The organism is Paraburkholderia sp. IMGN_8 (assembly GCF_038050405.1).
Taxonomy (GTDB): domain Bacteria; phylum Pseudomonadota; class Gammaproteobacteria; order Burkholderiales; family Burkholderiaceae; genus Paraburkholderia.
In genome coordinates this window covers 3,969,163-3,996,156 of the sequence record NZ_CP150901.1, presented here as the reverse complement: position 1 = coordinate 3,996,156, position 26,994 = coordinate 3,969,163, and the positions used below count along the sequence as shown (strand labels likewise).

Genomic DNA, 26,994 nt, shown 5'->3' with positions numbered 1-26,994 from the left:
AAATTCGGGACCTCGAAAGTGAGGATTTTCAGGACTCGCCCGGCCCCGCTTTCCTCGTCAAACGCCCGTCACGCCTAGGCACTGGCAATGGCGGGGCGGCAGGATCCGGTTCGTCGACTGCCGGCGAATCCTGCTGTTCCGCCCATGTCTGCCACGCTCGATACAAACGATTCACGGATACCGCCTGGACAAATCCCAGCCATTGTCCGACCAGTTCAGCCTCAACCCCGCTTTCGAACAGATCCGCGGCGAAAGTATTGCGCAATGTTTGCGGACTTGCGCGTGATGCCCTGGACGCGGCAATTCCGGCAGTGTCGATTAGCGCGTCGACTGCTCGTAACATGGTCGCCTTATGCATCGGCCGTCCCGAAGGCGAAGCGGGAAAGACAAGGTTGCCGGCCAGTTCGGAAAGCCGCCGCTCGGCCAGCCATGCATCGAGAATCGCCACCGCGAACGGCGCAAGCCGGGTACGGCGTGTCAGCATCGGATTAGCCGACTCGATCGTCACCCACGGGGAGCCCACGTTCACGCAACTAACCGTTAGCGCCGCCGCTTCGCCCGTTTTCAGTCCGCCGCCGAGAAATACCGCAATCAACGCGCGATCGCGCCGCTCTCTCCAGCGCTGCGCGGCGGACAAAGCCGTCAAAGGCGAAAACAGGTGTGCGATCAGCGCGGCGCGTTCAGGATGGCTGAGAAAACCGGTTGGCTCGTTATCGCGCGCGTTTCGCCACGCGGCTTCACCGTCTTGAGCAATGAAGCGTGCTGGATTGGTGGAAGCCGATTCGATCTCGCGAACATGATCCAGCACTCGTTCAATCAGGCGCAGATATCGGACACGCTGCGTCTTTTTAATCGCCAGGCCGGCGACGAATTCGGCAATCGTCTGCGCGTCGACTGTAATGAGACTCTTCTGGCGAAACGCAAGCCAATCGAGGAACGATCCCCATTGCGCTTGATAGACCTCGGCGGAGGAACGCCTGAAATGCTGTTTGGCGAGCCACGCGTCGAAGGCGATTTGCGGGTCGCGGCGCCAATCCTCGCGTTCCTGATCGAAGAGATCAGTAGACGGCGCTGGGCGTTCGATCGGGTCAGACAGATGGGGAGGTGACATAGGCTATCTTTCCGTTAGTTGCGCATATTGTAGGTCGCAACCGCTGAAAATAAAGCTTAGCCGCCCCATGCTCGCGCCCGTTTCGGCGAAGAATCATTGGAAACGGCATGCGCGACACGCCGTGACGCCTCTTCATAGGCCGACACAGCAAACGCGAACACCGCGGGCAACGCGGTCGACGTGCCGAAATCCACCGCCTCGTCCGTTTCGGGGTAAGGCAAGTCGGACGGCCGTTGAAACAAGCCCAGCATCAGCGCGTCATGACGGCTGGCAAACCCGAGATCCGCCAAGGCCTCGGCTTCGATCGCGTGCAGCAACCGCCACGTAAGCGGCACCTGCTGCACGATGTAGCGCGCGGCGATATTGCGCACGATGTGTTCGAGGTCGCGCGCCGCGGTTTGAAAGCGCAGCGCGGCCAGATCATGGTCGGCATGGTCGGTCGTCAGGTCGTTCATTATCGGCTCCAGTCGATACCCTGTACTGTACAAATATACAGTGCCTCGCGCAACCTCGGCCGAACAGCCAATTCCGTCAACGGCTAGTAACGGTGCGCCCGGCGCTCAGCCGTGGATCACCACTAGCAGCGCTTTCGCCTCACCTTTGCCGGCGTTGCGGATCGCGTGCGGCTCGTCGGCGACGTAGCGCGCCGTGTCCGCTGCCTTCAGCCGTTTCGTCGCGCCGGCCGCCTCGACTTCGATCGATCCTTGCAGAACGGTCAGATGCTCGCGCGTGCCGGGTTCGTGCGCGTTCGACACCAGCGCCCCACCCGCCTGCAACGTCAGTTCGTACCACTCGAACTTGCCGGCCAACTCGATCGGCCCCCACACGCGCAGCTGATACTTTGCGTCGTGTCCGCTCAAGGTCGGAATCTCGTGCGGACCGGACACGGCGATCGCCTCGGGCGCTTTTTGCGGCGCGAACAGCGAATCGAGACTGACGCCGAGTGCGTTCGTCAGGCGCCAGGCCACCGCAATCGTCGGATTCGCCTTGTCGCGCTCGATTTCCGATAGCATGGATTTCGACACGCCGGCCGCGCGCGACAAGTCGTCGAGCGTCATGCGCCGTTCGGCGCGCAAGCGCTGAATCTGCTCGCCGACGCGAGGCGGCGCCGCGATCGCCGGGACCGAGGTCGAGCCTGAAGTGGGTGTCGCGCTGGGTGCGGCCTTGACTGCGGCGCGGCGGGTCCCCGAACTTGCCATTTACGGACCTATCGTTTAGAGTTGTTCGATATACCGGATTTTAGTTCGAAAAAACGAAAATATCCGATAAAACTGACGGCTGACTATAACAGGCCGCCCCGTGGCCGCAAATGCCGAACATACTGGCCGCGGGTGCCAGTACCTTTTCAGGAGCCTGCTTCATGCGTGACCTTTACCTCGCCCATCTGCGCGGCACCCTCGAGCAGATCCGCGCCGACGGTTTTTACAAGAGTGAGCGCGTGATCGCGAGCCCGCAGTCGGCCGACGTCCGTCTCGCGAATGGCGCCGACGTGCTGAATTTCTGCGCGAACAACTATCTGGGCCTCGCCAATGACGAACGCCTGATCGAGGCCGCCAAGCAAGGGTTGGACAAAGACGGTTTCGGCATGGCATCGGTGCGCTTCATTTGCGGCACGCAGACCGTGCACAAGGAACTCGAAAAAGCGCTGGCCGCCTTCCTGCAAACAGACGACTGCATCCTCTACTCGAGTTGTTTCGATGCGAACGGCGGCCTGTTCGAAACGCTGCTGGACGAATCCGACGCGATCATCAGCGACGAGCTGAATCACGCCAGCATCATCGACGGCGTGCGGCTGTCCAAGGCGAAGCGCTTTCGCTACAAGAACAACGACCTCGCCGATCTCGAAGCAAAACTGAAAGAAGCCGACGCGGCCGGCGCGCGCTTCAAACTGATCGCCACTGACGGCGTGTTCTCGATGGACGGCATCATCGCCGACCTCGCGGGCATCTGCGATCTCGCCGACCGTTACGGCGCGCTGGTGATGGTCGACGACTCGCATGCGGTCGGCTTTGTCGGCGAACGTGGGCGCGGCACGCCGGAACATTGCGGCGTGCTGTCGCGCGTCGACATCATTACCGGCACGCTCGGCAAAGCGCTGGGCGGCGCATCGGGCGGCTATGTCGCCGCGCGCCAGGAGGTTATCGATTTGCTGCGCCAACGCTCGCGTCCTTATCTGTTCTCGAACACGCTGACGCCGAGCATTGCCGCCGCATCGCTGAAAGTACTCGAATTGCTGGCGAGCGACGAAGGCGCGCAACTGCGCGCACGCGTGCGCGAAAACGGCGCGCACTTCCGCCGCGCGATGAGCGCGCTCGGCTTCACGCTCGTGCCGGGCGAACATCCGATCATTCCGGTCATGCTCGGCGACGCGCAACTCGCGTCGAACATGGCTGACGCGTTGTTGAAGGAAGGCGTCTACGTGATCGGCTTCTCGTTCCCGGTGGTGCCGAAAGGCCGCGCGCGCATCCGCACGCAGATGAGCGCCGCGCACACGCCCGAACAGATCGACCGCGCCGTGGATGCATTCGCGCGCGTCGGCCGTCAACTCGGCATTATCTGAAGCGGAGGCGCATATGAAAGCATTGGCAAAACTCGAACGCGCACCGGGCCTCACGCTCACGGACGTCAAGAAACCCGAAGTCGGCCACAACGACGTAATGATCCGCATCACGCGCACCGCGATTTGCGGCACCGACATCCACATCTGGAAATGGGACGACTGGGCGCAAAAGACGATTCCGGTACCGATGCACGTCGGCCACGAATACGTCGGCGAGATCGTCGAAATGGGCCAGGAAGTGCGCGGCTTCGAGATCGGCGATCGCGTGTCGGGCGAAGGGCATATCACCTGCGGTTTCTGTCGCAACTGTCGCGCGGGTCGCCGGCATCTATGCCGCAACACGGTGGGTGTAGGCGTGAATCGGGAAGGCGCGTTCGCCGAGTATCTGGTGATTCCCGCCTTCAACGCGTTCAAGATTCCGCCGGAGATTTCCGACGATCTCGCCGCGATCTTCGACCCGTTCGGCAACGCCACGCATACCGCGCTGTCGTTCAACCTGGTCGGCGAGGACGTGTTGATTACCGGCGCTGGGCCGATCGGCATCATGGCAGTCGCGATTGCAAAACACGTGGGCGCGCGCAACGTTGTGATTACCGACGTTAACGACTACCGGCTCGAACTCGCGCGCAAAATGGGCGCAACACGTGCTGTGAACGTATCGCGCGAAACGCTGCGCGACGTGATGGCCGATTTGCACATGACCGAAGGCTTCGATGTAGGGCTGGAAATGTCTGGCGTGCCAAGCGCTTTCACCAGCATGCTCGAAGCGATGAACCACGGCGGCAAGATCGCGCTGCTCGGCATTCCTCCGGCGCAAACCGCGATCGACTGGACCCAGGTGATCTTCAAGGGCCTCGAAATCAAGGGCATTTATGGCCGCGAGATGTTCGAAACCTGGTACAAGATGGTGGCGATGCTGCAAAGCGGCCTGGATCTGTCGCCGATCCTCACCCACCATTTCAAGGTCGACGATTATCAACAGGCGTTTGCCACGATGCTGTCGGGCGAAAGCGGCAAGGTGATTCTCGACTGGACCGCCGCGTGATCTGAAACAACGACGCGCCAAACCGCAGCACTCCGAATGAAACGCCCGCAGCGCGCTCAAGCGCCTGCGGGCGTTTTCACGAACTCGGCCTGGATGCGCACATGGATATCGTCGCCGACGGCCGGATACCACGTCGACAGACCGAACTTCGCGCGGCTGAAATGACCGTCCGCGGAAAAGCCGAGCGTGTCTTTTTTCGTGAGCGGATCGGGTGCGAAGCCGTTAAAGGTCACCTCCAGCGTGACCGCCTGCGTGACGTCGCGAATCGTCAGATCGCCGGTCAAGGTGCCGCGCGATTCGCCAGTGCGCTCAAAGCGCGTGCTGACAAAACGCAACTGCGGATAGCGCGACACGTCGAGCATGCTTTCGCTTTTCACCATCTTGTCGAGTATCGGCACATTCGTATCGATGCTCGCCGCGTCGATTGTCACGGCTACTGTACTTTTATCCAGACCGCCTTCGTTCCAGTCGAGTTGCGCCTGCTTGCGATCGAAGCGCATCGTGAAGCGCGAATACTTGAAGTGATCGACATCGAAGGTAATGCTGCAATGGTCCGGATCGAGTTCGTAGTGGCCCACCGGCACCCGCGCCTCGTTCTGGCTGACCGAATGCGTGAGTACCTGCAGCGGCGTGCAGGCCGTCGACGTCAGCAGTACTGCGCTGAGCAACGCGCGCATGAACGTTGCGCGGACAGTAGATGTGCTCATGAAGTTCGTCCCGGTTGACCGATCGTCGTCACGATAGCAGCTAGCGTACTCAATCCGCAAAAAGCACGCGGAAACTTGACGGAGGAGAATGATCGTTCTACCATCCGTACATGGCTACGCAAACTGAAACTGAATCTCTCGCGCCGGGCAGTGCGCGCGAACGGCTGCTCGATGCCGCTGAAGCATTGATTTACGCCGGCGGCATCCATGCAACCGGCGTGGACGCCATCGTCAAGCAGTCCGGCACCGCGCGCAAAAGCTTCTACACGCATTTCGAATCGAAAGATGCGCTGGTGGTCGCCGCGCTTGAACGACGCGACGAACGCTGGATGAACTGGTTCGTCGCCGGCACGCAGCGGCACGGCAAGAACGCGCGCAAACGCCTGCTCGGCATGTTCGAGGTGCTGCGCGAATGGTTTGCGTCGGCGGATTTTCACGGCTGCGCGTTTCTGAACGCGGCCGGCGAGATTGGCGCCGCGGACGATCCGATTCGAATCGTCGCGCGCGAGCACAAGGAACGTCTGTTGGCCTTCGTGCGAACGCAGTGCGATGAATACGCGTTGGAATCCGGCATGGACGGTCGCCGCGCCGCGCGCTTGTCGCGCCAATGGTTGATCCTGCTCGACGGCGCAATCGCCGTCGCGCTGGTGAGCGGCGAGCCCGATGCCGCGCTCGATGCGCGCGCCGCAGCCGAAGCATTGCTCGACACCGAATCCACAGGAAAATTTGCACACAACCGGCCGCCATCCCGGCGGACCGCAACCTGACTGAGGAGCCATCATGGCCGACCCGATCGAAACCCGCCCACCGCTGCCACCGTTCACGCGCGAAACCGCGATCCAGAAAGTGCGCGCCGCGGAAGACGGCTGGAATACCCGCGACCCCGAGCGCGTGTCGCTCGCCTACACGCCGGACAGCGTGTGGCGCAACCGCGCCGAGTTCACACGTGGCCGCGCGGAGATCGTCGGACTGTTGCGCCGTAAATGGGCCAAGGAGCTCGACTATCGGCTGATCAAGGAGCTATGGGCGTTCACCGATAATCGCATCGCCGTGCGCTTTGCTTACGAATGGCATGACGATTCGAACAACTGGTTCCGTTCTTACGGCAACGAAAACTGGGAATTCGACGAGCGCGGGTTGATGGCGCACCGTCATGCGAGCATCAACGATATGCCGATCCGTGAAGCCGACCGTTTGTATCATTGGCCGCTGGGGCGCCGTCCCGACGATCATCCGGGCCTCTCCGATCTCGGGCTCTAAACCCTCGAGGTGAACGCCCGCCGTGCGTTCACCGCTCTGTCCCGGTTCTCCGTTATTGTTGTGCCTGCGCCGCGGGGCACGTCCTGTGCCCGAGCGCCCGAGCGTGTCCTCCGCATCGCGTGTGCGGGTTGAGGTACAGTGCGCGACGGACGGCAAGCAGGAATACCCAAAACGTGAATGACACCGGCGCTCGACCGGTGACGGAGAGGACATGCATTTTCGGCAGATAAAAAGAAATATCCGACGCACCGCCGTGGCGCTCATCGCGAGCCTCGCCGCAGCGTCCGCGGCGCATGCGGGCGACTGGTGCAAGGGCGGCATTTGGGGTGACATGATGCTCGGCTCGTATCACATCAACCCCGACCCCAACACCCATTTCGAACAGTTCAACCCAGGTCTGGGCGTCGAATGCTGGCTCAACAACCAATGGGCGCTGACCGCCGGCGGCTTTCGCAACTCGCTGCGGCGCCCTTCGTACTACGGTGGCGGGGTCTGGTCGCCTGACTTCGCGCACTGGGGTATCGTCCGGATCGCGGCGATCGGCGGGATCATCTCGGGCTACAACTACGGCAACTGGGGCCTGGGTCGCGACCATACGATCGGGCCCGTGGTCGCGCCGATCGTGATGGTCGAATACAAGCGCGTCGGGGCGAACTTCATTGTGATTCCGCCGATTCCTTCGGACCATCTTCCTTTCACGATCGGGTTTCAGGTGAAGGTGAAGTTCTAGGCGTTTGAGCCGGAATTTCCTATAACTTCGTCTGGGAAAAAGCCTAAAAATTCGGCTGATTCTGTTTCCCACGCTGACCTCTCCGACGCGACCGCATCGACAGAACGTAACGCGTCGACGGTCGCGCTTCGATTTGATACAAATTGCCATGACTGTGGTCGTACTGACGTGATGGCCGCTTGCGCCGATTCCAGGGCGCTCAACAGAGCGGATGGGTCCGGCGTGTAGACAACGAAGCCTTCATTGCTCAGCGCAACGCTTGCGATTCCGAGTGCCTCGCAAAGAGCGGCCTTTGCGTCAACGTCGGCAGCATCTGTGTTGCGCGACTCCGCGATCAACGCTGCGATTTGCGCATCGACGATGTTTCCTTGCCTAAGTAGCGGTGTGGTGGCCTGTGTCCATGCTTCGGGCGGACACGCTTTCTGCTCCGGGTTCAAAGGAATGAATGGGTTAATCTCCGCCGGATAGATACGGCACACCAGCGGTCGGCTTCCGTAAACGCCGCACCGCATATCCTCCTTGAGGTTCGGACACGGACCGTCAAACGCGGCGACAATCACCGCCACGACCCGTATAGGTAGAGAACCGCTCGAGGCTGGAAACGAGCGCCGGCGCTTGTGCGCCGCTATCAAGTTATCTTCTGGCGGCTCCTCGGGCCACGGGATAGCTTCGAGAAATAGCTGAGTTTGGTGACCTCGTCTTAGCCAGGTGATGGCTTCAGGCACCGTCAACGGTAACCGAAGGTTGTGACAACACTTGCCGCACATTGTGCAGTCGAAGTCGATATCCATTCGTCAAGCTCCTCTGCCCTTTGGGCCATCCAATTGCGCCCGCTTTTGTATTGATAGCCTGGAAACGAACGAGCTATCGCCATAAGACAGGGCATTGGACTTAGTCGGAGCATAGGCGCGATTCTTACAGGGGGCGGGCAATAAATTTTCTGGCGGTGGATAAGACGTTAGCGCAAGGGGGAAGGTGAGGAATTCCAGGAGATAGAGCCGAATCGGCGAGAGGTGAGCCGTTCCAGGAGCTAAACGGCACCCTTGAAGTGCAGAAAGACACGTCAAGGTGAGGAGTTCCAGGAGATGACCCGCAAAGGTGAGCCATTCCAGGAGGTGAGGAAGATCCACCGCAAGCGCGACGAGGCAATAAGGTGAGGATTTCCAGGAAGTCCACCCCATATCCGCCGACGGTGATGCATCGAGCGTTCGAAACCTCACCCTGAAACGAAGCAACGCAATTCAGGGGCGAAACCGTCGATCTCCTTACTTCCTCTTCCATATATAAACAAAGCGTGAACGCGTCACCTTGCGCCACGTGACGCCGCGAAGCCCGCGTGGAGTGCATGCCGCGGGCATACGGACGGCAGGCCGGCATCGCACGAGCGAGCCGACTTTGCGGTGGTTGTAACGGCTTCGTAAAACATGATCCTTCGCTGATTGATAAGTTGCGGATGACACATGGCGTCGCCACCCGAGCGGCGACGCGAGGTGACCATTGATCCATCGAAGGAGAAGGCATGAAAAAGCTGTTGGCAATCGCGGCGTTGGCCGCCCTGACCGCAACCTTGAGCGGATGCTGGTGGGGACCGCCCCCGGGTTGGGGCGGTGGCGGCCCGGGTGGCGGCGGGCCAGGCGGGGGTGGCCCCGGTGGCGGCGGGCCGCATGGCGCAATCGTCGTTCCTGGAAACGCCGCCCAGGGCTAATCAGGAAACTTAAGCGATACGACGAAACCGCCATCGGTTGCGTTACCGGCATGAAAAACGCCGCCGTTATACCGCACGAGGCGCCGCACGATCGCGAGGCCCAGTCCGCAGTGAGCATCGCCGCTACGCGCTTCATCGAGCCGCACGAACGGCTGCAGCGCGCGCTCGAGTTGATCGCTGGGAATGCCGCCGCCGTGATCGCGGACCTCGAGCGTGTATTGACCGTTGCGTCTGGACGTCGAGATTTCCACAGGCGGTTCGCCGTAGGTGAGTGCGTTCTCGATCAGATTGGAAAGAATCCGGTCGAGATCGACGAGCGGCAGGCCAAAGCCGTCGCCGGCCTGCAGATCGAGGCGCACGAGCGCGTCGTCCGCGAGACTGTCGCCGTAATGCCGGCGGCAGTGAGCGTCGACATTGGTGCTTGGCGACGTATCGGCTGTCTCGCGGGCGAAGTCGAGAAACTGCGTGACGATCCGCGACAACGACTCCGCATCGCGCAGAAAACCGCGGCGGTTTGCTTCGTCGGGTAGCAGATCCGCACGCACCTGCATCCGTGTAATTGGCGCACGCAGATCGTGCGCCACGCCGGCCAGCATTACCGCGCGTTCCTGCTCGGCTTGCGCGAGTTCATGCACCATCTGGTTGAAGTCGCCGATTAGTTGCTTCACCTCGCGCGGGCCGCTCGCCTGCACCACGGGCGCGCGATGGCCGACCCGGAATTCGCGCGCCGCGTGAGCCAGCCGGTGCAATGGCCGTTGCAGTTGCCACGCGCCGAGCAACGCGACGATGACCGCCATCACCAGCATCGTCGCCGATGCGCCGAAAAAACGGCGCACCGGCAGCATCGAATTTTGCATTCTGAGCCAATCCGGATTGCCCGCATCACGTACCCAGACCGTGCCGCTGTCACCGTCGGCCACGACCTGGCTACCTGCCGGAAGCCGGCCGCGCAAGTCGCGCTCGAACGGGCCAAAGGTGTTCTGGCAAGGCGCGGGACAGCCTGACTGGATCGCGTCGCGCGCGCTCACATAGGACACGCCGAGCGTCTGTGTGACGTGGGATGCGGCGAGCATGCCATCGTGTTCGGCTTGTACCGCGAGAAGCACGGCGCGTTGCGCGTGATCGGCGTCGATATGGCCGCGTTCCCGGTCCACGAGGAACAATGCGGTGAGGTGCACCAGCACGATCAGGCTCACCGTCATGAGCGAGAGCCGGCCGAACAGCGTGTTAAACGGATTCTTCATTGTCACTATCGCCGGGCACGAACATGTAGCCGATGCCGCGTATTGTCTGGATCCGGCGCGGGTTGGCCGGATCGTCTTCGAGCAGCCGGCGCAGGCGCCACACCGGCACATCGATACCGCGTTCGGTCACTTCCGCGTGCGGGCCGTGCAGCAGATCGACGAGCTTAGAGCGCGACAGCGTTTCCATGGGATGCTGGGCGAGCACTTCGAGCAGCGCATATTCGCTGCCGGTCAGTTTGAGCGGCTCGTCATCGCGAAACAGTGTGCGGGTCGCGAAATCGAGCCGGAAGCGGCCGAAGCGCAGCGCCTCGCGCCGTTCGACCGGTGCCGCCGCCGACGACGCCGACGGTTGAGCATGACGGCGCAGCACCGCATGAATGCGCGCGAGCAGTTCCTGCGGCATGAACGGTTTGCCGAGATAGTCGTCGGCGCCGAGTTCCAGACCGATCACGCGGTCCACGCCGTCTGCGCGCGCGGTCAGCATGATGACGGGAATCGTGTCACCGCTCGCGCGCAATTGCCTGAGCGCGCTGAGTCCATCGACGCCCGGCATCATCAGATCGAGCACGATGATCGAAGGTCGCTCGCGTTCCAGGCGTCGCGCGAGGTGATTCGCGTCGTGCAACACGGACATCTCGATGCCGCGTTGTTGAAAGAATGTTCTCAGCAGGTCACGCAAGTCGGCGTCGTCGTCGACCAGTAAAACCTGGATGGGCGTGTCGGACATGGCTGGACCAGATCGAGGAGGATAGTTGACGGACAGCGCGGCCGAAGGCGGACAGGTATAGCGCCCGCCACGCCCGTCGCACACCGGAATATAGCGAATCGCGTGGCGGTGGCGGTTTCGGGTTCTTATAGGCGCTTACAGTTTATTACGGCCGACGGTGCCGTTCAGATAGAGTTTAAGCTCACTGCGCGTGACCTACTTTGATCAGATGCAGGCACGGATCGCGAACAGGTGGCGTCGTCGCAGCGCTATTACACGCTTGCTCAGGCGCGCTACAAGGCGGGGACGGACAGCTTCCTCACGTTCCTCAATGCGCAGCGCACCTTCTATACTGCGCAGCAGCAACTCACATTGGATACGCCGTCGCGACAGGCCAATCTCGTGACCTTGCACAGGGTGGTGGATGGGCGTGATGCCAAATGCCAAGAGGTGAGAATATTCGGGAGCGCGTGGTGAGAATAATACTACCTGTCGACGCACTTCAAACTCAAAGGTGAGGATATTCGGGATGACGCCCAACGCTTTCGGCGACGAGATCAAGGCGGCACTCGCCCCGCATGCCGATGCCCAGCGCGCGCTCGCGATGCGCGCTTACATGCGGAACCACTTCGAGTTCATCGGCGTGCCGACGCCGCTGCGGCGGCAAGCGATATTGCCGGTTTTCAAGCGGCTGCCGGTCGAGAGCGCGGAGCACCTCTTGGCGTGCGCGCACGTCTTATGGTCCATGCCGCAACGCGAGTACCAATACGCTGCCATCGACCTGCTGGCGCGCAAGTGGAAGACCCTCGGCCTCGCGGACATCGAGCATTTGCTGTCGATAGCTCAACGCAGTGCATGGTGGGATTCGGTCGATCCGCTGGCTGGTGTGGTTGGCGACGTTCTGAAAGCGGCGCGCGAGCAGGCGCCGCACGCGCAGGCCTGCATGGATGCGGCGCTCGAACATGAGTCGCTGTGGGTTCGGCGGATCGCGATGATTCATCAACTCGGCTGGCGCGAGCATACCGATGAAGAGCGGCTATTTGGCTATGCCCGCTCGCTGGCGGCGGAAACTGACTTCTTCATTCGCAAGGCGATCGGTTGGGCCTTGCGTGACTACGCGTGGCATGCGCCTGATGCAGTGAGCGACTTTCTGTCTGCCGCGCGAGACGTTATCTCGCCGCTCACATTGCGTGAGGCCGCGAAGCATCTTCCGTCGATTCGCTGACGGGTTGGTTGTCTCGCGTGGCGTGTTATGCCTGTGTGCCTACGGTGTTGGCCTTTCCTTGATTTCTTAGTGGTCTATTAGCGTCGCCCCTGTGCGGGGCAGGCACTTACTTTCTTTGCCGCCGCAAAGAAAGTAAGCAAAGAAAGCGGCTTCACACCGCTAACTCCTAAGCGGGTCCCCTGGCTTGGAGGAGGTAGTGGAGCATCTGGAATCTGTGTTCTCGCACATTCGGCGTGAGTGACAAGGCAGTCATCCTTCCGGCGGCGCTACGCGCGCCGCAGCGGTACTTCCCAACACCGATGGGGCGTATGCGCTTCCGGCATCATCCCTCCCGCCTCGCACTGCGTGCTCGCCGGAACGGTCTGCAAGGGAAACCGGGGGCTTCGTTTTGATTTGCTGGGTGCCATCGGCTTCGCCTCGGCGAGGCGCCCAAGTGTGCGGATGTGAGCCACCACTCCGGCTGACACGCTAGTACCTCGGCGAGGCATTGAAGACATGAGGGCGAGCCACCGCAGGCACCGAAAAAGTGCCGAACGAAACGCACCCGCGAGTTACGCTGGCGCAGCAAACACCAGCCGTAACACCTGAGCAACCGCAGGCGCGAAAAGCGCCCGACGCTTTTATGAAGTACCGCCACGGCGCGCGCAGCGCCGCCGGAAGTATGACTGCCTTGTCACCAGCGCGGAGTGCGCGAGAACACTGATTCCAGATGCTCCACTCCCTCCTCCAAGCCAGGGGACCCGCTTAAGAATTAGCGGTGTGAAGCCGCTTTCTTTGCTTACTTTCTTTGCGGCGGCAAAGAAAGTAAGTGCCTGCCCCGCACAGGGGCGAAGCTAATAAACCACTAACAAATCAAGGAAAGGCCAACGCCATAGGCACACAGCCAAAAAGCGCCGCGCAGGCAAAAAAAGAAAGCAAAGACCAACACCGCAGGCGAACATACCATAGCGCCGAGCAGGCAACCAGAACAAGAAAACACCAACCCCGAATTAAAGCCAAATTTAAATAGGCTTTATATAACGACATCCCCGAGAAAAACTTTAGAAAAAAATTAGCAAATCGGGCTTCCCCCAAAACCACACCTTTAAGTTGTTTTATTAGCATTTAGTCATCGCTCAGTAACATGCGTCCGGAATAATCGGACGCGTTGCACGCATGACCAGATTTCGCAAAAAAACGCGCTGCCCCGCGAGAGGGCCGACGCACCAGGCCATACCCCCGGGGGTTCCACATGACTATCCGTCATCGCATCACGTTATTGGTTGTCTTGATGTTCGTCGCTCTATCGGCGATCGGCGGCTACGCCGTCTATCAGACCCGCGGCAGCGCAGTCGAAGTGCGGCAGGTGACGGAGGGCGTCGTGCCCAGCGCACTCGCGTCCGCCGACCTCGTGTCGCAAGTCAAAGACGTGCAACTCGCCACAATGACGCTGGTCTACGCGCCGGACGACAACATGGTCGCCCAGGCACAGGACGAACTGAAGAAGAAAAAAGTCTCGCTGCAACAGGCGCTCGCGCTGCAAGCGAAAGACGCCGCCAGCCACGCGCAAAAGGGCCTGGTGCTGCAAGCCAACGACAGCCTGGAAAACTACTTCTCCGCAATCGCCGAGACGGCGAAGATGAAGGCCGCGGGCAAGAACGAACTCGCGCAAGCCTATCTGTTCGCCAACGTCGCGCAGTATCGCGACGAACTCGAAGGCATCGTCGAAACCTTGCGCGTCGAGAAGAACCGCGAAAAAGATGAAGCGATCACCACGCTGAACGCAAGATTGGCCACCACCACGACGGCGATCGCCATCGTCACCGGCATCGCGATCATTCTGCTGACCTCAATCGGCTCGCTGCTCTACCGCCAGATCACTCGCCCGCTCAGCCGCATGCAGGCGATGATGAGCGAGATCGCCTCGAGCCAGGACTTCACGCGGCGCGTGCCGGTGGGCCGGTTGGATGAGATCGGCCACTCGATCGTCGCCTTCAACGGAATGATCGAAAAGATCCAGGAAAGCTCGGCGCAACTCAAACAGAAGACCGCCGACATTCAGGCGATGTTGCAGAACATGCAGCAGGGTATCCTGACGGTCATCGATGGCGCCGTGGTTCACGCGGAGTACTCGGCGTATCTGGAAGACATCTTCGAAACGAAGGACATCGCCGGCCGCAGTCTGATGGACCTGGTATTTTCAGACACCGATCTCGGCTCGGACGTCCTCTCGCAAGTCGATGCGGCGACGCACGCGTGCCTCGGCGAAGACTGCATCAACTTCGCTTTCAATCAGCATCTGCTGGTGGGCGAGATTTCGAAGCGCATGCCCGATGGCCGCGTGAAGATTCTCGACCTGAGCTGGTCGGCGATCACCGACGAAAACGACGTCATCGTGCGCCTGATGCTGTGCGTGCGCGACGTCACCGAGTTGCGCAAGCTCGCGGCCGAAGCCAGCGAACAGCGTCGCCGCCTCGACATGATCGGCGAGATTCTCGCGGTCAGCGAAGAAAAGTTCCATCACTTCATCGAAAGCTCTGCTGGGTTTGTCAGCGAGAACGAACGGATTATTCGCAAGCATTCCGAAGCGGACCACGCGGCGATCGCCGAGCTGTTCCGCAACATGCACACCATCAAGGGCAACGCACGGACCTACAACCTCCAGCATCTGACTAACGTCGTCCACGAAACCGAGCAGAGCTATGACGAATTGCGCCAGCCGGACGCGGACCGTTCGTGGGATCAGGAACATCTGATGCAGGAGTTGACGCGCGTGCGCGAGGCCATTGAGAGCTACGCGAAGATCAACGAACAGAGTCTCGGTCGCAAAGGCAAGGGCCGCGTGAACGACGCCGGCAACGCGGGGCGCTATGTGATGGTCGAGAAGGAACACATCCAGCAGACCCTGAGCCTGCTGGACAAGGCGAACGCAAGCGAGCTCCAGGAATTGCAGTCGATGCGCGACGCCGTGCGCCGAACCTTGCGGGCTCTGGGCAGCGAAAGCGTGCGCGACGCGCTGTCCGGTGTGCTCGACTCGCTGCCGTCTCTCGCGCATGAACTGGGCAAGCAGGCGCCGAACGTGCGCATCGACGACAACGGCTATCGCCTGCGCGGCCAGGCAGGCGGCACGCTGAACAACGTGTTCATGCATCTGCTGCGCAATTCGATGGACCACGGCATCGAAACCGCCGAGGCGCGTACCGCGCAGGGCAAGACGCAGGCCGGCACGATCGATATCGAAGTCGGCGTGGACAGGGGCGCGTTGCAGATCACGCTCAGCGACGACGGCCGCGGTCTCGCGCTCGAACGGATTCGCGGCATCGCCGCCGAGCGCGGCTGGATCGGTCGGGACGAATCGCTCAGCGACGAAGCCATCGCCGATTTCATTTTCCGGCCGGGCTTCTCGACGGCGGAAACGGTCACGGAAGTGTCGGGCCGCGGTGTCGGTATGGATGCCGTGCGCGATTTTCTTAAGCGCGAAAACGGCAGCATCGAGCTGCGTTTCACCGACGATCACAAGGGCGCATCGTTCCGCCAGTTCCAGACGATCGTCTGTCTGCCGGACAGCGTCGCGGTCGATACGTTAGGTGTGCAAGCACGCGGCGATGCCGGTGAACTGCGGCTCGACGCAATGGCGTGAGCCGGGCAAGGATTTTCGGAAGGATCGGTTGTGATTCCAGAGTATCTGATGGCAGCGGTGGCAGGCGGCGCAATCACTGCGCTGCTGGCGTTCGCCGTGCACAAGTTGCAAAGCAGGAAGACCATCGCACGATTGCGCGCTGAAAGCGAAGCGCGAATCGACACGCTCCTGTCCGAGCATGCGGGTCATGTCGAAACGCTCCGTGAGCGCGAGCAGTTCGCGCAAGATCTGGAGGCGTCGCTCACTCAGTTGCGCGAGGAACTGGCGCGGCAATCGGCGGCATCTGAAGATCTGCGCACGGCATTGCAAGCCGCCACCGACGACAAAGGCCAGTGGGCACATCACGCGCAACAGATCGCGAGCGAAGCCGCGCGGCTGAAGAGCCTCGGCGCGACGTTCGAGCGTTGGCACGATCAGATGATTTCGCTGATGACGCAAAACCACGACATGCACGCGAAAAATCAGGAGCTTTCGTCGATTGTCCGGCACGTGGTGATCGTTTCGCTGAACGCTTCGATCGAAGCCGCACGAGCGGGCCCGGCCGGGCGCGGCTTCGCGGTGGTGGCGAGCGAGGTTCGCGCGCTTGCGGCGCGCTCCGAAGACCTGTCGAAGAGCTATCGCGACAGCCTGCACCGCAACGACCTGACCACGACCTCGACGTTTCAGGACATCCAGGCGGGCGGCAAGATGATCGCCGCGTCGCTGAGCAGCGTCGAGTCGCTGGCCAATCAGTTCCAGGCGAAGCTTAACCAGGTGTCGACGTGATCACCGGCCACGCGAAGGAAAGCTTCGAACGCATTTTCCGCAGAGCTGCGCAAGCGCGCTTGCCGCTGCAATCGAGCGATACGTGCGAGATCGTGCCGGTCGCGCAAGCCGGCATGGGCGCGACGAGAGACACCCAGGTCGTCGTACTGACCATCTCGTCGATGGTGTTTAGACTGCTGCTGATCGTTCAGTTCGATGAAAACGACAGCACCTGCAACTACTTCCTGAAAGACACTGCGGACCGGTCTTTCCAGGAAGTGTTTCTGGAAATCTGCAACCTGTGCTGCGGCGCGATGAATCACGAACTGCTGCGCTATTTTCCGGACCTCGGCATGTCGACGCCTTACGTGCTGAGCGCTCGCTGCCTGTCGCATTTGCAGGAACTGAAACCGGATTTTCTGTCTTCGTATTCGATCACGATCGACGGTTCGGTACAGCTCGCCGCGACGATTTGCGTCTGCGCAGATGCGCCAGTCGACTTCGTGGCGGATACGAGCGCCGTCGAAGAGACCAGCGGCGAGCTGGAGATGTTTTGAACGTTATGTCGATATCGGCAATGAGCAGGAACCCGAAATGAACGTGAACAAGCCGGTCAGCAAGGTACTGGTGCTGGATGACTGCCCGGCGCATAAAGACGCGCTGAAGCGCTTCTGCGACGAGAACAATCTGGTCGGCGTGAAGGTCAGCAAGAGTCGTCTGCCTTCGGTATTGCGCTCGAATATCGATCTGGGCGCGATTCTGTTTGGCGAAGGATACGGCGGTTCGGCCGAGGCGAGCGCCGAGATCGCGATCAGGATCAATGCCGTGCGGCCCGAACTGCCGATCATCATGCGCCGCGAATCCGATCCGACTTTGGACGGTCTGCCGGAAAGTCTGCGGAGGGTGGTCTGCGCTGCCTACGTCGGGCACGACATGGCGCCGCTGCGCAAGGTAATCGACGAATACATCTTCAGCCTGGATTACCCGAACGCGCTGGTGCGCGGCATTGCGGAGATGACGCAGGCGATCCTCGGCGACGTCTTCAAGGATCTGGTCATCGCCTGCGAGACGCCCTACATCGTGCGCGACCGGATCATCTTCGGCGAGGTGTTCAGCCTGATTCCGCTGGAGAGCGCGTGGTGCCGCGGCTACATGATGATGCAGGTCGAGGAGGCGCCGATTCTCGAATTGCTGGATCGTTTCCAGATGGCCCATGGCGCGCATGACGGCGAGGCCGACTTTCGCGATCTGAATGGCGTGCTGGGTGAAGTGACCAATCTGATCTGGGGTTCCTTCCGGAACCGCTATGTCGGCGATGCGGACGCGTGGCTGCGCAGCCAGGTGCAGGTGCCGCTGCTGGTGAATCACAAGCACAAGTACATCTCGTTCGGCAGCGGCAATCCGCAGCTGTGTTTCATGTATCGGCTGACGGACCCGCAGTCGGGCCGGTCGGTCAAGCTGCATCAACGTTTTGTGTTCAGCCTGAGGTGGTCGCCCGAGGATTTCAAGGAAGTCGAGGAAGACGTCGGCGCGATGGTCGATGCGGGCGAACTCGAGCTGTTCTGATTGTTGTCATAGGAAAAAATCATGTCGAAGATTCTCGTGGTGGACGACTCGAGCACGGTGCGCGATGAAGTGGCCGGCTTTCTGAAGAAGAACGGTCTGGATGTCGACACCGCCGTGGACGGTAAAGACGGTCTCGCCAAGCTGAAGGCCAGCCCCGGCATCAAACTGGTGATCAGCGACGTCAACATGCCGAACATGGACGGTCTGACGATGGTCGAAAAGATTCGCGGCGAACTCGCGAACACGACGGTCAACGTCATCATGCTGACCACCGAAAGCAGCCCGGCGATGAAGGAGCGCGGCAAGGCGGCCGGCGTGAAAGGCTGGATCGTCAAGCCGTTCAAGGGCGACGCGGTGCTGGAAACGTTCCGCAAGCTGGCGAGCTGAGCAGTACGCGCGCGGCAGCACGAGCGCCGCGGTTCCGGTCAAAGGTGAGAACTTTCGGGAGCCGCGCGCAAAAAGTCAGGCAATGGTGATCGTGGGCATCCTTCACACGTTGTGATTGTGGAGGCCGCGGGTGGCTGCAGGCGGCTCCCAGATGCGATCACCGGAGCAAAGGTGAGAATATTCGGGAGCCGCGCACATGGTCACGAGCCGTAGCGGGTTTTGGACCGAATTCGGTGAGCGGCAAGATCGATCCGCGTTCACCCGGCTGATGAAAGTCTGCCCGGCGCACCGCTTCTTACCTGGGTATGCAAATTACCTGAAACACACTCAAAGGTGAGGGTTTGCGGGAGTGGCCGGTCCGGAACCACTGGTGCCCCGCCCAGCATGCCTTTGCAGGCCGTACGCAAGCGCCTGAGGTGAGCTTTTTCGGGGGCTGGCCGATGCGCATCTCGTGCCTTTCCCCGGCCGCTTCGTGCCAAAGGTGAGATTTTTCGGGAGCAGAGAAACCGCGCCTCAGGCTTGCTTCGCTATCTCGCGAATGTCGGCCACGGGTGTTTGCCCGAACACATCGCTGAAGGCGTAGTCGAGCAACTGGGTCGCGCAGTGTTCAGGCGTCGAAAGCTGGCCGTTGCGCTTGAGGTCTTCGAATTTTTCGCGCATCGGAAATTGCTCGGAGCCGCTGTCGCGAATCTGTGCCTGCATATTCGTATCGATGACGCCTGGTGCGAGGCTGCAAATACGCAGCGCGCGATTCGCATCGAGCGCGACGGCGCGCGCGTGATGGTCGAGCGCGGCTTTGGTCGAGCAGTAGATGCTCCAGCCAGGGTACGCATTGCGCGCCGCGCCGCTCGAAATATGCACGATGCGCCGATCGTTAGCGTCGACGCTGACCGCTGCGACGGCGCTCGCCAGCATCAGCGGCGTCGCGACATTCAGGCTTACCGTGCTCGCGATGGCCGCGGCGTCCTGCCCCTCGATCGGACCGATCGGCTGCACCATGCCCGCGTTGTTGATGAGCAGCACGCTTTGCGCGCCGCTGACAAAGCCGCGCAGTGCGTCGCCTGCCAGCCATTGCGCGACGCGCGCGGGGTCGGCCAGTTCCAGTTCGATCTCTTCGAGCAAAGCCGGGAAGCGCTGTGCAAGCGTGGCGTGACGCGAGCGGGACAGGCCCAGCACCGCGACGTTGCGCGCGAGCAGTTGTTCTGCGAGCGCAGCGCCGAGGCCGCGAGTATGGCCGGTGACGATCGCGCGGATCGGAGAAGAGGGGGGCATGTCGTTGTGATGGGTGGCTTGGGGAAGCCACCATTTTCTCATGCAGCATTGCATGCTTGCAGCGACGCTGCCTATCGGGTTTCCTTCAGGCGGAGCGAAAGCGCTCCCGATACTGCATCGGCGTCACACCGATTCGTCTGGCGAAGACAATGCGCATCCGGTCCGCGGTGCCGAAACCGCAGTCGTAAGCAATGGCCTTGAGCGCCGCGCCGCTGCTTTCGAGCAACTTGCGCGCCGCATCCACGCGAGCGCGCTCGACGAACTCGTGCGGCGTGACGTTGGTCTCCTGCACGAACACACGCGCGAAGTTTCGCGCGCTCATGCCCGCGACGTCGGCCAGCTGCTTCACCGTGAAACTCTCGCGAATCCGCTCCATCACATGCGCCTGCACCCTGGCGACCGGCGAGGTTTCATCGGCCGGCGCAGTCAGGTATGGGCTGAACTGCGACTGGCCGCCTTGCCGCTGCGCGAACACCACCAGCCGCTTGGCGACAGCCAGCGCCGTGTGCGGCCCGTGGTCCTCCGCCACCAGCGCAAGCGAGAGATCGATACCCGCCGTGACGCCGGCCGACGTCACCAGTTGCCGGTCGCGCAGATAGATGCGATCGAAGTCGACGTGCGCGTGTGGAAATTGCGCCGCCAGTTGAGCCGCATGCTGCCAGTGCGTCGTGACGTTGCGTGCGTCGAGCAGTCCGGCATGGCCGAGCGCGAAAGCACCGGTGCAGATCGAGCCGTAACGGTCGCACTGCATGGCGACGTTCATTAGCCATTCCAGCAGCCGCGCATCGGGCGCGGTGTCCGGCAACGCGGGGCCGCCGGCGACCAATGCGAGATTGAAGGGGCGGCGCGCCTGTTCGAAAGTGGCGTCGGCAGTGAGCGTCATGCCGTTGGATGCGCGCAGCGGTTCCGGCTCCGCGCTCAGCAGTGTCACCTCATAGCGATCTTGCGGTGCGACGAACCGATTGGCTTCGGAGAAGACATCGACGGGACCGGCGACGTCGAGAGCCTGAACGCCCGGAAAGATCGCGATCGCGACGGTAGGCATCGAATGACTTCCTTTAACGATGAACTGGATCCGCAGGCCGCGGCAGTAGACGCAGTGCGTTTGGCAGTGTTTGGCGGCCCGCCGCGATTGCCCGTGATAACGCGTTAGCCAATACTGATTTTCATCGGCGCATGGTTTGAGCAGCAGGAAAAGCGTCACGAACCAGCATACCAAACGCGCTTTCAACTCACCAGGACCGCGCGCTTTCTTGACCGCGTCATTCACGGAGCACATCACATGACCACGATCGCAGGCATCCAGATTCCCGACAGCATGATGGCGCGCGAAGCCACACAGCTCGTGCGCGATACCGAAACCGAGTTGCTCTACCATCATTCGCGGCGCGTGTTCCTGTTCGGTTCGCTAGCCGGCACGCGCAAACAGCTCAAGTACGATGCGGAGCTGCTGTACATCGGCGCGATGTTCCATGACATGGGACTCGTCGCGCCGTATAGCAGCGAACACGATCGCTTCGAGGTGGACGGCGCGAACGCGGCGCGTGATTTCCTGCGGCGCCACGGCATCGGCGAGGACGATATCGAGCAGGTGTGGAATTCGATTGCGCTGCACACTACGCCGGGCATTCCGCAATATATGAAGCCGGTGGTCGCGCTGGTCACGGCGGGCGTCGAGATGGACGTGCTCGGCCTCGCCTACGACGAGTTCACTGAGCAACAGCGGCATGAGGTGATCCATGCGCATCCACGCGGCGCGCATTTCAAGGAAGGCATCATCGACGCGTTTGCACATGGCACGATTCACAAACCGGAGACGACTTTCGGCAACGTGAAGGCGGACGTGCTGGCGCTCAAAGACCCGCATTATCATCGCGAGAATTTCTGCACGATGATTCTTGGCTCGGCGTGGAGGGATTAGGGGTTTAGCTGGGGGCGGCACCTATTTTCCGTGTCTAGCGTCAGAATAGACGCATTGCTCAACGACGCGGCGCCCCGCCATGGTAATCAAAAACCTTCTACGAAGGCTCGACCTCACTACGCTTCAACTCTTTCTCGCCGTCTACGAAGAAGGCACGCTCACGCGTGCCGCCGAGCGCGAGGCGATTGCCGTGTCCGCCGCGAGCAAACGTCTGCTCGAACTCGAACAGGCGGTCGGCGCCACATTGTTCCAGCGCAACGCGCGCGGCATGACGCTGACGCCGGCCGGCGAAACGCTGCTGCATCATGCGCGCCGCGTGATGCGCGACATCGAAAATATCGGCATCGAACTGGCTGGGCACGCGAGCGGCGTGCGCGGCTACGTGCGCATGATGGCCAACCTCTCGGCGATCGTCGAATTCCTGCCGGAGGATTTACGCGCGTTCCAGTTGCAGCACGAGCGCGTCAAACTCGATCTCGAAGAGCGGCCGAGCGGCGGCGTGGTCGAAGCCGTCGACGATAGCCTCGCCGACCTCGGCATCTGTTCCGGCGACGCCGACACGCGCGATCTGCACGTCGCGCACTATCGGCACGACTCGCTGGTGCTCGTGATGCGCGACGATCATCCGTTGGCCGGCCGCAGCAGTATCGCCTTCGCTGAAACGCTGGACGGCGATCACGTCGGCCTGCACGCGGCCAGCTCGATCAACGCCCGCACGCATATGGCCGCGCGCCAGGCGGGCAAACCATTGCGTTTGCGCATCCACGTGCCGGGCTTCGACGCAGTGTGCCGGATGGTGCAGGCCGGCATGGGCGTAGGCGTTTTGCCACTGAAGGTCTATCAGATCATGGGCCGGCCGCTTGGCCTGATCGGCGTGCCGCTGGAAGACGACTGGTCCGAACGCAAACTGCTGCTGGTGGTGCGCGATGTTGAGGCGCTGTCGCCGGTGAGCCGGCTGCTGTTCGACCACCTGCGCTCGATCGAGGCGTCGGAAACCTTGCCGGCTGCGTCCAATCGCTAAGCGTTCGCCGTTCGCGAACGGTCGTTGGCGAATTGCGGTTGGACGCTACTGCGGCCTCGCTTCTAAGCTGTCTCTCAACACGAAACCAGCTTCGGAGACGGCATTATGGGTGGACCCCTTCAGGGTATCCGCGTAGTCGAGATCGGAACCCTCATCGCCGCGCCGTTCGCCGCGCGCCTCATGGCCGAGTTCGGCGCCGAGGTCATCAAGATCGAAGCCCCGGAGACGGGCGATCCCCTGCGCAAATGGCGCAAGCTGCATGAGGGCACCTCGCTCTGGTGGTATCTGCAGTCGCGCAACAAGAAATCCATCTGCGTGAATCTGAAGTCGGCTGACGGTATCGATATCGTCAAACGTCTTGCCGCCGACGCCGACGTCGTGATCGAAAATCTCCGTCCTGGTGCGCTCGAAAAGCTCGGTCTCGGCTGGGACGTGCTGCACGCGATCAACCCCAAACTGACGATGGTCCGCATCTCCGGCTACGGCCAGTCCGGTCCGTATCGCGACCGGCCGGGCTTCGGCGCGATCGGCGAAGCGATGGGCGGCATCCGCTATACGACCGGTGAAGTGGACGGCGCGCCGGCGCGCGTCGGCGTGAGTCTCGGCGATTCGCTCGCTTCGCTGCACGGCGTGATTGGCGCACTGATGTCGCTGCTGCGCGTGAAGACGGGACAGGGCGAGGGCCAGGTCGTCGATGTCTCGCTGGTCGAGAGCGTGTTCAATCTGATGGAAAGCCTCGTGCCCGAATACGACTTGCTCGGTCACGTGCGTGAGCGCAGCGGCGGCGCGTTGCCGGGCATCGCCCCATCGAACACCTATCCGACCGAAGACGATGGCTACGTCGTGATCGCCGGTAACAGCGATCCGATCTTCAAACGCCTGATGCATGTGATCGGCCGCGCCGATCTCGCCGACGATCCAACTCTCGCCCGCAACGACGGCCGCGCGAAGCAATGCGCGCGGCTCGATCAGGCGATCACTGCGTGGACTTCGCACCATTCCACCGAGGACGTGCTGGCCGCGCTCGAACGCGCCGAAGTGCCTGCGGGGCGCATCTATTCCGTCGCCGACATCGTTGCCGATCCGCACTACCAGGCGCGCGGCATGTTGCTGCGAGCGGACCTGCCCGGTGGTGCCTCGGTGAAGATGCCGGGCATCGTGCCCAAGCTGTCGGACACGCCGGGCGAAGTGCGCTGGCAAGGGCCGGCGCTGGGCGAGCATACCGAAAGCGTGCTGAGCGAACTTGGCTTCGGCGGCGGCGATATCGAGCGGCTGCGCCGCGAAGGAGCAGTGCAATGAACGCTTCCAGCTTCGACAAGCTGATCGTGCAGGAAGTAGCGCCGCGCGACGGCTTGCAGATCGAACCGACATGGGTCGAAACCGCAGACAAGATCGCGTTGATCAACGCGCTTTCGACAGCGGGGTTCACGCGCATCGAGGCGGGTTCGTTCGTGTCGCCGAAAGCGATTCCGGCACTGCGTGACGGCGAGGCCGTATTCCAGCAGATCGAGCGGCGTCCGGACGTGATCTACGTCGCGCTGGTGCCGAACCTGAAGGGCGCCGAACGCGCGCTGGCATCGCGCGCCGATGAACTGAATCTGGTGATGTCGGCGAGTCAGACGCACAACCGCGCCAACATGCGGATGAGTTGCGAGGCGTCGCTGATGGCATTCGGCGACATTGTGCGGCTCGTCAAGGGTTCGTCGCAGGCCACGCTGAACGCGACCGTGGCGACCGCGTTCGGTTGTCCGTTCGAAGGCAAGATCGACGAAGACCGCGTGATCGGCATCGTCGAAACTTATCGCGAGATGGGCATCCAGGGCGTCACGCTGGCCGATACGACCGGTATGGCGAATCCGCGCCAGGTCGCGCGGCTTGTCACGCGCGTGCTCGAACGTCTGCCCGCTGCGGCGCTGACGCTGCACTTTCACGACACGCGCGGTCTTGGCCTCGCCAACGTGCTGGCCGCGTATGAGGCCGGCGCGCGCCGCTTCGACGCGGCGTTGGGCGGCCTCGGCGGCTGTCCGTTCGCGCCGGGCGCGTCCGGCAACATCTGCACGGAGGACCTCGTGAATATGTGCGACGAAATCGGCATTCCGACCGCGATCGACCTGGAAAAGCTGATTGCGCTATCGCGCGGTTTGCCTGCTTTGCTCGGTCACGAGGTGCCTGGGCAACTGGCGAAAGCGGGCCGCAATTGCGATCTGCATCCCGTGCCGGAATACGTCCTGCAAATCTGATCTTCCCTTAACCGACTATACGACCGGACGGCGCTGCCGAATCCGGCATTGGAGACGACTATGAGTGACCTCGGCGCAGTCGCAACCGGCAGCCGTCAGCACAGCGGGCACGACGCCGCGACAATCATCCGCAAAGTTGCATGGCGGCTGATGCCGCTGATCATGATCTGTTATCTGTTCGCGTTCTTCGACCGCATCAATATCAGCTTCGCCAAGTTTCAGTTACAGAGCGACCTTGGGTTGTCCGATACCGCGTACGGCCTTGGCGCGAGTCTGTTCGTGATCGGCTACGTGTTGTTCGAAGTACCGAGCAATCTGTTTCTGTACAAGGTCGGTGCGCGTCGCTGGATTGCCCGGATCATGATTTCCTGGGGGCTGGCGACGGCGGCGATGGTGTTCGTCCATACCGAATGGCAGTTCTACGGGCTGCGATTTCTGATCGGCGCGATGGAAGCGGGCTTTGCGCCGGGCGTGCTGTATTACCTGACGCTGTGGTTTCCGCCGAGCTATCGCGGGCGCATCACGTCGATGCTGTTTCTCGCATCCGCGTTTTCGGGTTTGGTCGGTGCGCCGGTTGCGGGTCTGGTGATCGGGCATATGAACGGTGTGCTCGGCATGCCGGGATGGCACTGGTTGTTTCTGCTCGGCGGTTTGCCTTGCGTGGCGCTTGGCATTCTCGTGCTGAAGCTGTTGAAAGATCGCATCGAGGATGCAGGATGGTTGTCGGCGGCGGAGAAATCGTATCTGTCGAGCCAGATCGCGCAACAGAGCCGGCACCCCAGCAGTGGACATTCGTTGATGGGCGCAATTAGAACACCTGGCTTCCTGACGCTTGGGCTCGTCTACTTCCTGATTCAGGTCGCGTCGTATGGACTTAACTTCTGGGCGCCGCATCTGATCCGCGTCGCCGGCACCAACAATCCGACGGTGGTCGGTTTGCTCACGGCAGTGCCTTATATCGCCGGTGCGATCTGCATGGTGGTTGTCGGCCGGATGTCGGATGCCACGGGCGAAAGGCGCAGGTTCGTCTGCGGTCTGCTCGTGATGGCGGCGGTCGGCTTCTTTGCCGCAGGCTTCTTCGATAAGCAAACCGCGTTGCTGGTCGTTGCGCTGGCCGTGATGGGCGCGGGCGTCGTCGCTTCCATTCCGGCGTTCTGGGCGCTGCCGCCGAAACTCGTGACCGGCGCTGGCGCCGCAGGCGGGATCGCGCTGATCAATACGCTCGGGCAGATTGGCGGCATTGTGAGTCCGGTGATGGTCGGCCGCGTGCGCGACCTGACGGGCAGCACCACGCCGGCGCTGTATGTGATCGGTGCAACGAGCCTCGTCTGTGCGCTGATCGTGCTGTACGGTCTGCCGGAATCGTTGCGTCAGAAGGATGCGTCGCAATGATGCGCGTCTTCAGGTGAGCAAAAAAAGCCGTCGAGACTATTTTCCTTCCCTCTGTCATTTCCAGTCAGCGTTCGCGACTAAGCCCATGAAACCCCCGGCTGGTGATCTTAAGAGCCGGTCCGGGTGTTGTGTTCCCGGAGCAGGCGTGCGCGACGGATCCCACCGAAGCCAGCCGTTCTGGGTGCTTGACGTCGCTTATGCCGCCCGCCTCGATGGTCGGCTACTCACGTAAGACTGGAGATGACATGAAATCGATTCGAACCATCATTCTGTGCGGACTGCTGCCGCTGGCGCTCGCGGCAGGTTCGGTGCAGGCACAAGGAATCGGGCGCGCCGGCACCTACGTCATGCCGCCGAACTACAGCATGATGATGGACAAGCTTACGCCCGAACAACGCACGCAGGCCATTGGCATTCAACAGAAGATGATGCAGATGGAAATGGAGTATCAGGACACGATGGCGCAGATGGAGATGAAGCATGCGCACGAGATGATGGCGATCCAGAACCAGTTGCTTGATCTGTTCAAGGGGCACTGA

At 61.6% G+C, this 26,994-nt stretch carries 26 protein-coding genes and 1 pseudogene; 18 read left to right on the top strand and 9 right to left on the bottom strand.

Features of this window, described 5'->3' with window-relative positions:
- Positions 1-28 precede the first annotated feature (28 nt).
- The 3 genes from WN982_RS39030 to WN982_RS39020 form a co-directional block, all read right to left on the bottom strand.
- Positions 29-1,111, bottom strand: a complete 1,083-nt coding sequence (locus tag WN982_RS39030) for a tyrosine-type recombinase/integrase (protein WP_341317284.1) — start codon at positions 1,109-1,111, stop codon at positions 29-31.
- 56 nt (positions 1,112-1,167) lie between these two features.
- Positions 1,168-1,566: a DUF2471 domain-containing protein gene (locus WN982_RS39025; protein ID WP_341317283.1), complete on the bottom strand. Its 399-nt coding sequence runs from the start codon at positions 1,564-1,566 to the stop codon at positions 1,168-1,170.
- 105 nt (positions 1,567-1,671) lie between these two features.
- Positions 1,672-2,310: an XRE family transcriptional regulator gene (locus WN982_RS39020; RefSeq protein WP_341317282.1), complete on the bottom strand. Its 639-nt coding sequence runs from the start codon at positions 2,308-2,310 to the stop codon at positions 1,672-1,674.
- A 161-nt stretch (positions 2,311-2,471) separates the two neighbouring features.
- On the opposite strand from WN982_RS39020, the gene WN982_RS39015 reads away from it, so the two are divergent.
- Positions 2,472-3,671, top strand: coding sequence for a glycine C-acetyltransferase (locus WN982_RS39015; RefSeq protein WP_341317281.1), 1,200 nt, complete (start codon positions 2,472-2,474; stop codon positions 3,669-3,671).
- A gap of 13 nt (positions 3,672-3,684) precedes the next feature.
- Positions 3,685-4,716 (top strand): L-threonine 3-dehydrogenase, encoded by a 1,032-nt coding sequence (tdh, locus tag WN982_RS39010; RefSeq protein WP_341317280.1) that lies wholly within the window; start codon positions 3,685-3,687, stop codon positions 4,714-4,716.
- 56 nt (positions 4,717-4,772) lie between these two features.
- Here the strand turns inward: tdh and WN982_RS39005 are convergent, their stop codons facing one another.
- Positions 4,773-5,423, bottom strand: a complete 651-nt coding sequence (locus WN982_RS39005; protein ID WP_341317279.1) for a YceI family protein — start codon at positions 5,421-5,423, stop codon at positions 4,773-4,775.
- Positions 5,424-5,533: 110 nt separating this feature from the next.
- On the opposite strand from WN982_RS39005, the gene WN982_RS39000 reads away from it, so the two are divergent.
- From WN982_RS39000 to WN982_RS38990, 3 genes are all read left to right on the top strand, one after another.
- Positions 5,534-6,190, top strand: a complete 657-nt coding sequence (locus WN982_RS39000) for a TetR/AcrR family transcriptional regulator (RefSeq protein ID WP_341317278.1) — start codon at positions 5,534-5,536, stop codon at positions 6,188-6,190.
- Between the two features lie 13 nt (positions 6,191-6,203).
- On the top strand, positions 6,204-6,683 hold the full coding sequence (locus WN982_RS38995) for a nuclear transport factor 2 family protein (protein ID WP_341317277.1): 480 nt from the start codon (positions 6,204-6,206) through the stop codon (positions 6,681-6,683).
- A 211-nt stretch (positions 6,684-6,894) separates the two neighbouring features.
- Positions 6,895-7,413 (top strand): hypothetical protein, encoded by a 519-nt coding sequence (locus WN982_RS38990; RefSeq protein WP_341317276.1) that lies wholly within the window; start codon positions 6,895-6,897, stop codon positions 7,411-7,413.
- On the opposite strand, the gene WN982_RS38985 is transcribed toward WN982_RS38990, so the two are convergent.
- From WN982_RS38985 to WN982_RS38975, 3 genes are all read right to left on the bottom strand, one after another.
- Positions 7,410-8,204: a YkgJ family cysteine cluster protein gene (locus tag WN982_RS38985; protein ID WP_341317275.1), complete on the bottom strand. Its 795-nt coding sequence runs from the start codon at positions 8,202-8,204 to the stop codon at positions 7,410-7,412. The genes WN982_RS38990 and WN982_RS38985 overlap by 4 nt on opposite strands.
- Positions 8,205-9,114: 910 nt before the next feature.
- Positions 9,115-10,362 carry an ATP-binding protein gene (locus WN982_RS38980; protein WP_341317274.1) on the bottom strand — a complete coding sequence of 416 codons (1,248 nt, stop codon included), beginning with the start codon at positions 10,360-10,362 and terminating at the stop codon, positions 9,115-9,117.
- Entirely contained in the window at positions 10,346-11,089 is a 744-nt protein-coding gene (locus WN982_RS38975; RefSeq protein WP_341317273.1) for a response regulator, read from the bottom strand. Before WN982_RS38975 ends, WN982_RS38980 begins: the two co-directional genes overlap by 17 nt.
- Before the next feature lie 219 nt (positions 11,090-11,308).
- On the opposite strand from WN982_RS38975, the pseudogene WN982_RS38970 reads away from it, so the two are divergent.
- The 7 genes and pseudogenes from WN982_RS38970 to WN982_RS38940 all read left to right on the top strand — a co-directional run.
- Positions 11,309-11,545, top strand: a pseudogene (locus WN982_RS38970) (TolC family protein); the annotation flags it as partial.
- A 52-nt stretch (positions 11,546-11,597) separates the two neighbouring features.
- On the top strand, positions 11,598-12,293 hold the full coding sequence (locus WN982_RS38965) for a DNA alkylation repair protein (RefSeq protein WP_341317272.1): 696 nt from the start codon (positions 11,598-11,600) through the stop codon (positions 12,291-12,293).
- A gap of 1,231 nt (positions 12,294-13,524) precedes the next feature.
- Entirely contained in the window at positions 13,525-15,912 is a 2,388-nt protein-coding gene (locus WN982_RS38960) for a HAMP domain-containing protein (protein ID WP_341317271.1), read from the top strand.
- Positions 15,913-15,942: 30 nt separating this feature from the next.
- Positions 15,943-16,677, top strand: coding sequence for a methyl-accepting chemotaxis protein (locus WN982_RS38955; RefSeq protein WP_341317270.1), 735 nt, complete (start codon positions 15,943-15,945; stop codon positions 16,675-16,677).
- A complete protein-coding gene (locus WN982_RS38950) occupies positions 16,674-17,213 on the top strand; it encodes a hypothetical protein (protein ID WP_341317269.1) in 540 nt (179 codons plus the stop codon). Before WN982_RS38955 ends, WN982_RS38950 begins: the two co-directional genes overlap by 4 nt.
- Before the next feature lie 37 nt (positions 17,214-17,250).
- Positions 17,251-18,222 (top strand): chemotaxis protein CheX, encoded by a 972-nt coding sequence (locus tag WN982_RS38945; RefSeq protein WP_341317268.1) that lies wholly within the window; start codon positions 17,251-17,253, stop codon positions 18,220-18,222.
- Positions 18,223-18,243: 21 nt separating this feature from the next.
- Complete coding sequence (locus WN982_RS38940; protein WP_028196001.1) at positions 18,244-18,609, top strand: response regulator; 366 nt, start codon at positions 18,244-18,246, stop codon at positions 18,607-18,609.
- A gap of 513 nt (positions 18,610-19,122) precedes the next feature.
- Here the strand turns inward: WN982_RS38940 and WN982_RS38935 are convergent.
- Together WN982_RS38935 and WN982_RS38930 are read right to left on the bottom strand one after the other, a co-directional pair.
- On the bottom strand, positions 19,123-19,881 hold the full coding sequence (locus WN982_RS38935) for an SDR family oxidoreductase (protein ID WP_341317267.1): 759 nt from the start codon (positions 19,879-19,881) through the stop codon (positions 19,123-19,125).
- A gap of 85 nt (positions 19,882-19,966) precedes the next feature.
- Complete coding sequence (locus tag WN982_RS38930; protein WP_341317266.1) at positions 19,967-20,926, bottom strand: GlxA family transcriptional regulator; 960 nt, start codon at positions 20,924-20,926, stop codon at positions 19,967-19,969.
- A 237-nt stretch (positions 20,927-21,163) separates the two neighbouring features.
- Between WN982_RS38930 and WN982_RS38925 the strand changes: the two genes are divergently transcribed.
- The 6 genes from WN982_RS38925 to WN982_RS38900 all read left to right on the top strand — a co-directional run bounded on the left by WN982_RS38925 (position 21,164) and on the right by WN982_RS38900 (position 26,994).
- The gene (locus WN982_RS38925) at positions 21,164-21,802 is read left to right on the top strand and encodes an HD domain-containing protein (RefSeq protein WP_341317265.1); all 639 of its coding nucleotides are present in this window, start codon (positions 21,164-21,166) and stop codon (positions 21,800-21,802) included.
- 79 nt (positions 21,803-21,881) lie between these two features.
- A complete protein-coding gene (locus tag WN982_RS38920; protein WP_341317264.1) occupies positions 21,882-22,823 on the top strand; it encodes a LysR family transcriptional regulator in 942 nt (313 codons plus the stop codon).
- 105 nt (positions 22,824-22,928) lie between these two features.
- Positions 22,929-24,122 carry a CaiB/BaiF CoA-transferase family protein gene (locus tag WN982_RS38915; protein WP_341317263.1) on the top strand — a complete coding sequence of 398 codons (1,194 nt, stop codon included), beginning with the start codon at positions 22,929-22,931 and terminating at the stop codon, positions 24,120-24,122.
- On the top strand, positions 24,119-25,063 hold the full coding sequence (locus WN982_RS38910; RefSeq protein WP_341317262.1) for a hydroxymethylglutaryl-CoA lyase: 945 nt from the start codon (positions 24,119-24,121) through the stop codon (positions 25,061-25,063). Before WN982_RS38915 ends, WN982_RS38910 begins: the two co-directional genes overlap by 4 nt.
- Before the next feature lie 60 nt (positions 25,064-25,123).
- On the top strand, positions 25,124-26,455 hold the full coding sequence (locus WN982_RS38905; protein WP_341317261.1) for an MFS transporter: 1,332 nt from the start codon (positions 25,124-25,126) through the stop codon (positions 26,453-26,455).
- A 245-nt stretch (positions 26,456-26,700) separates the two neighbouring features.
- Positions 26,701-26,994, top strand: a complete 294-nt coding sequence (locus tag WN982_RS38900; RefSeq protein WP_341317260.1) for a hypothetical protein — start codon at positions 26,701-26,703, stop codon at positions 26,992-26,994.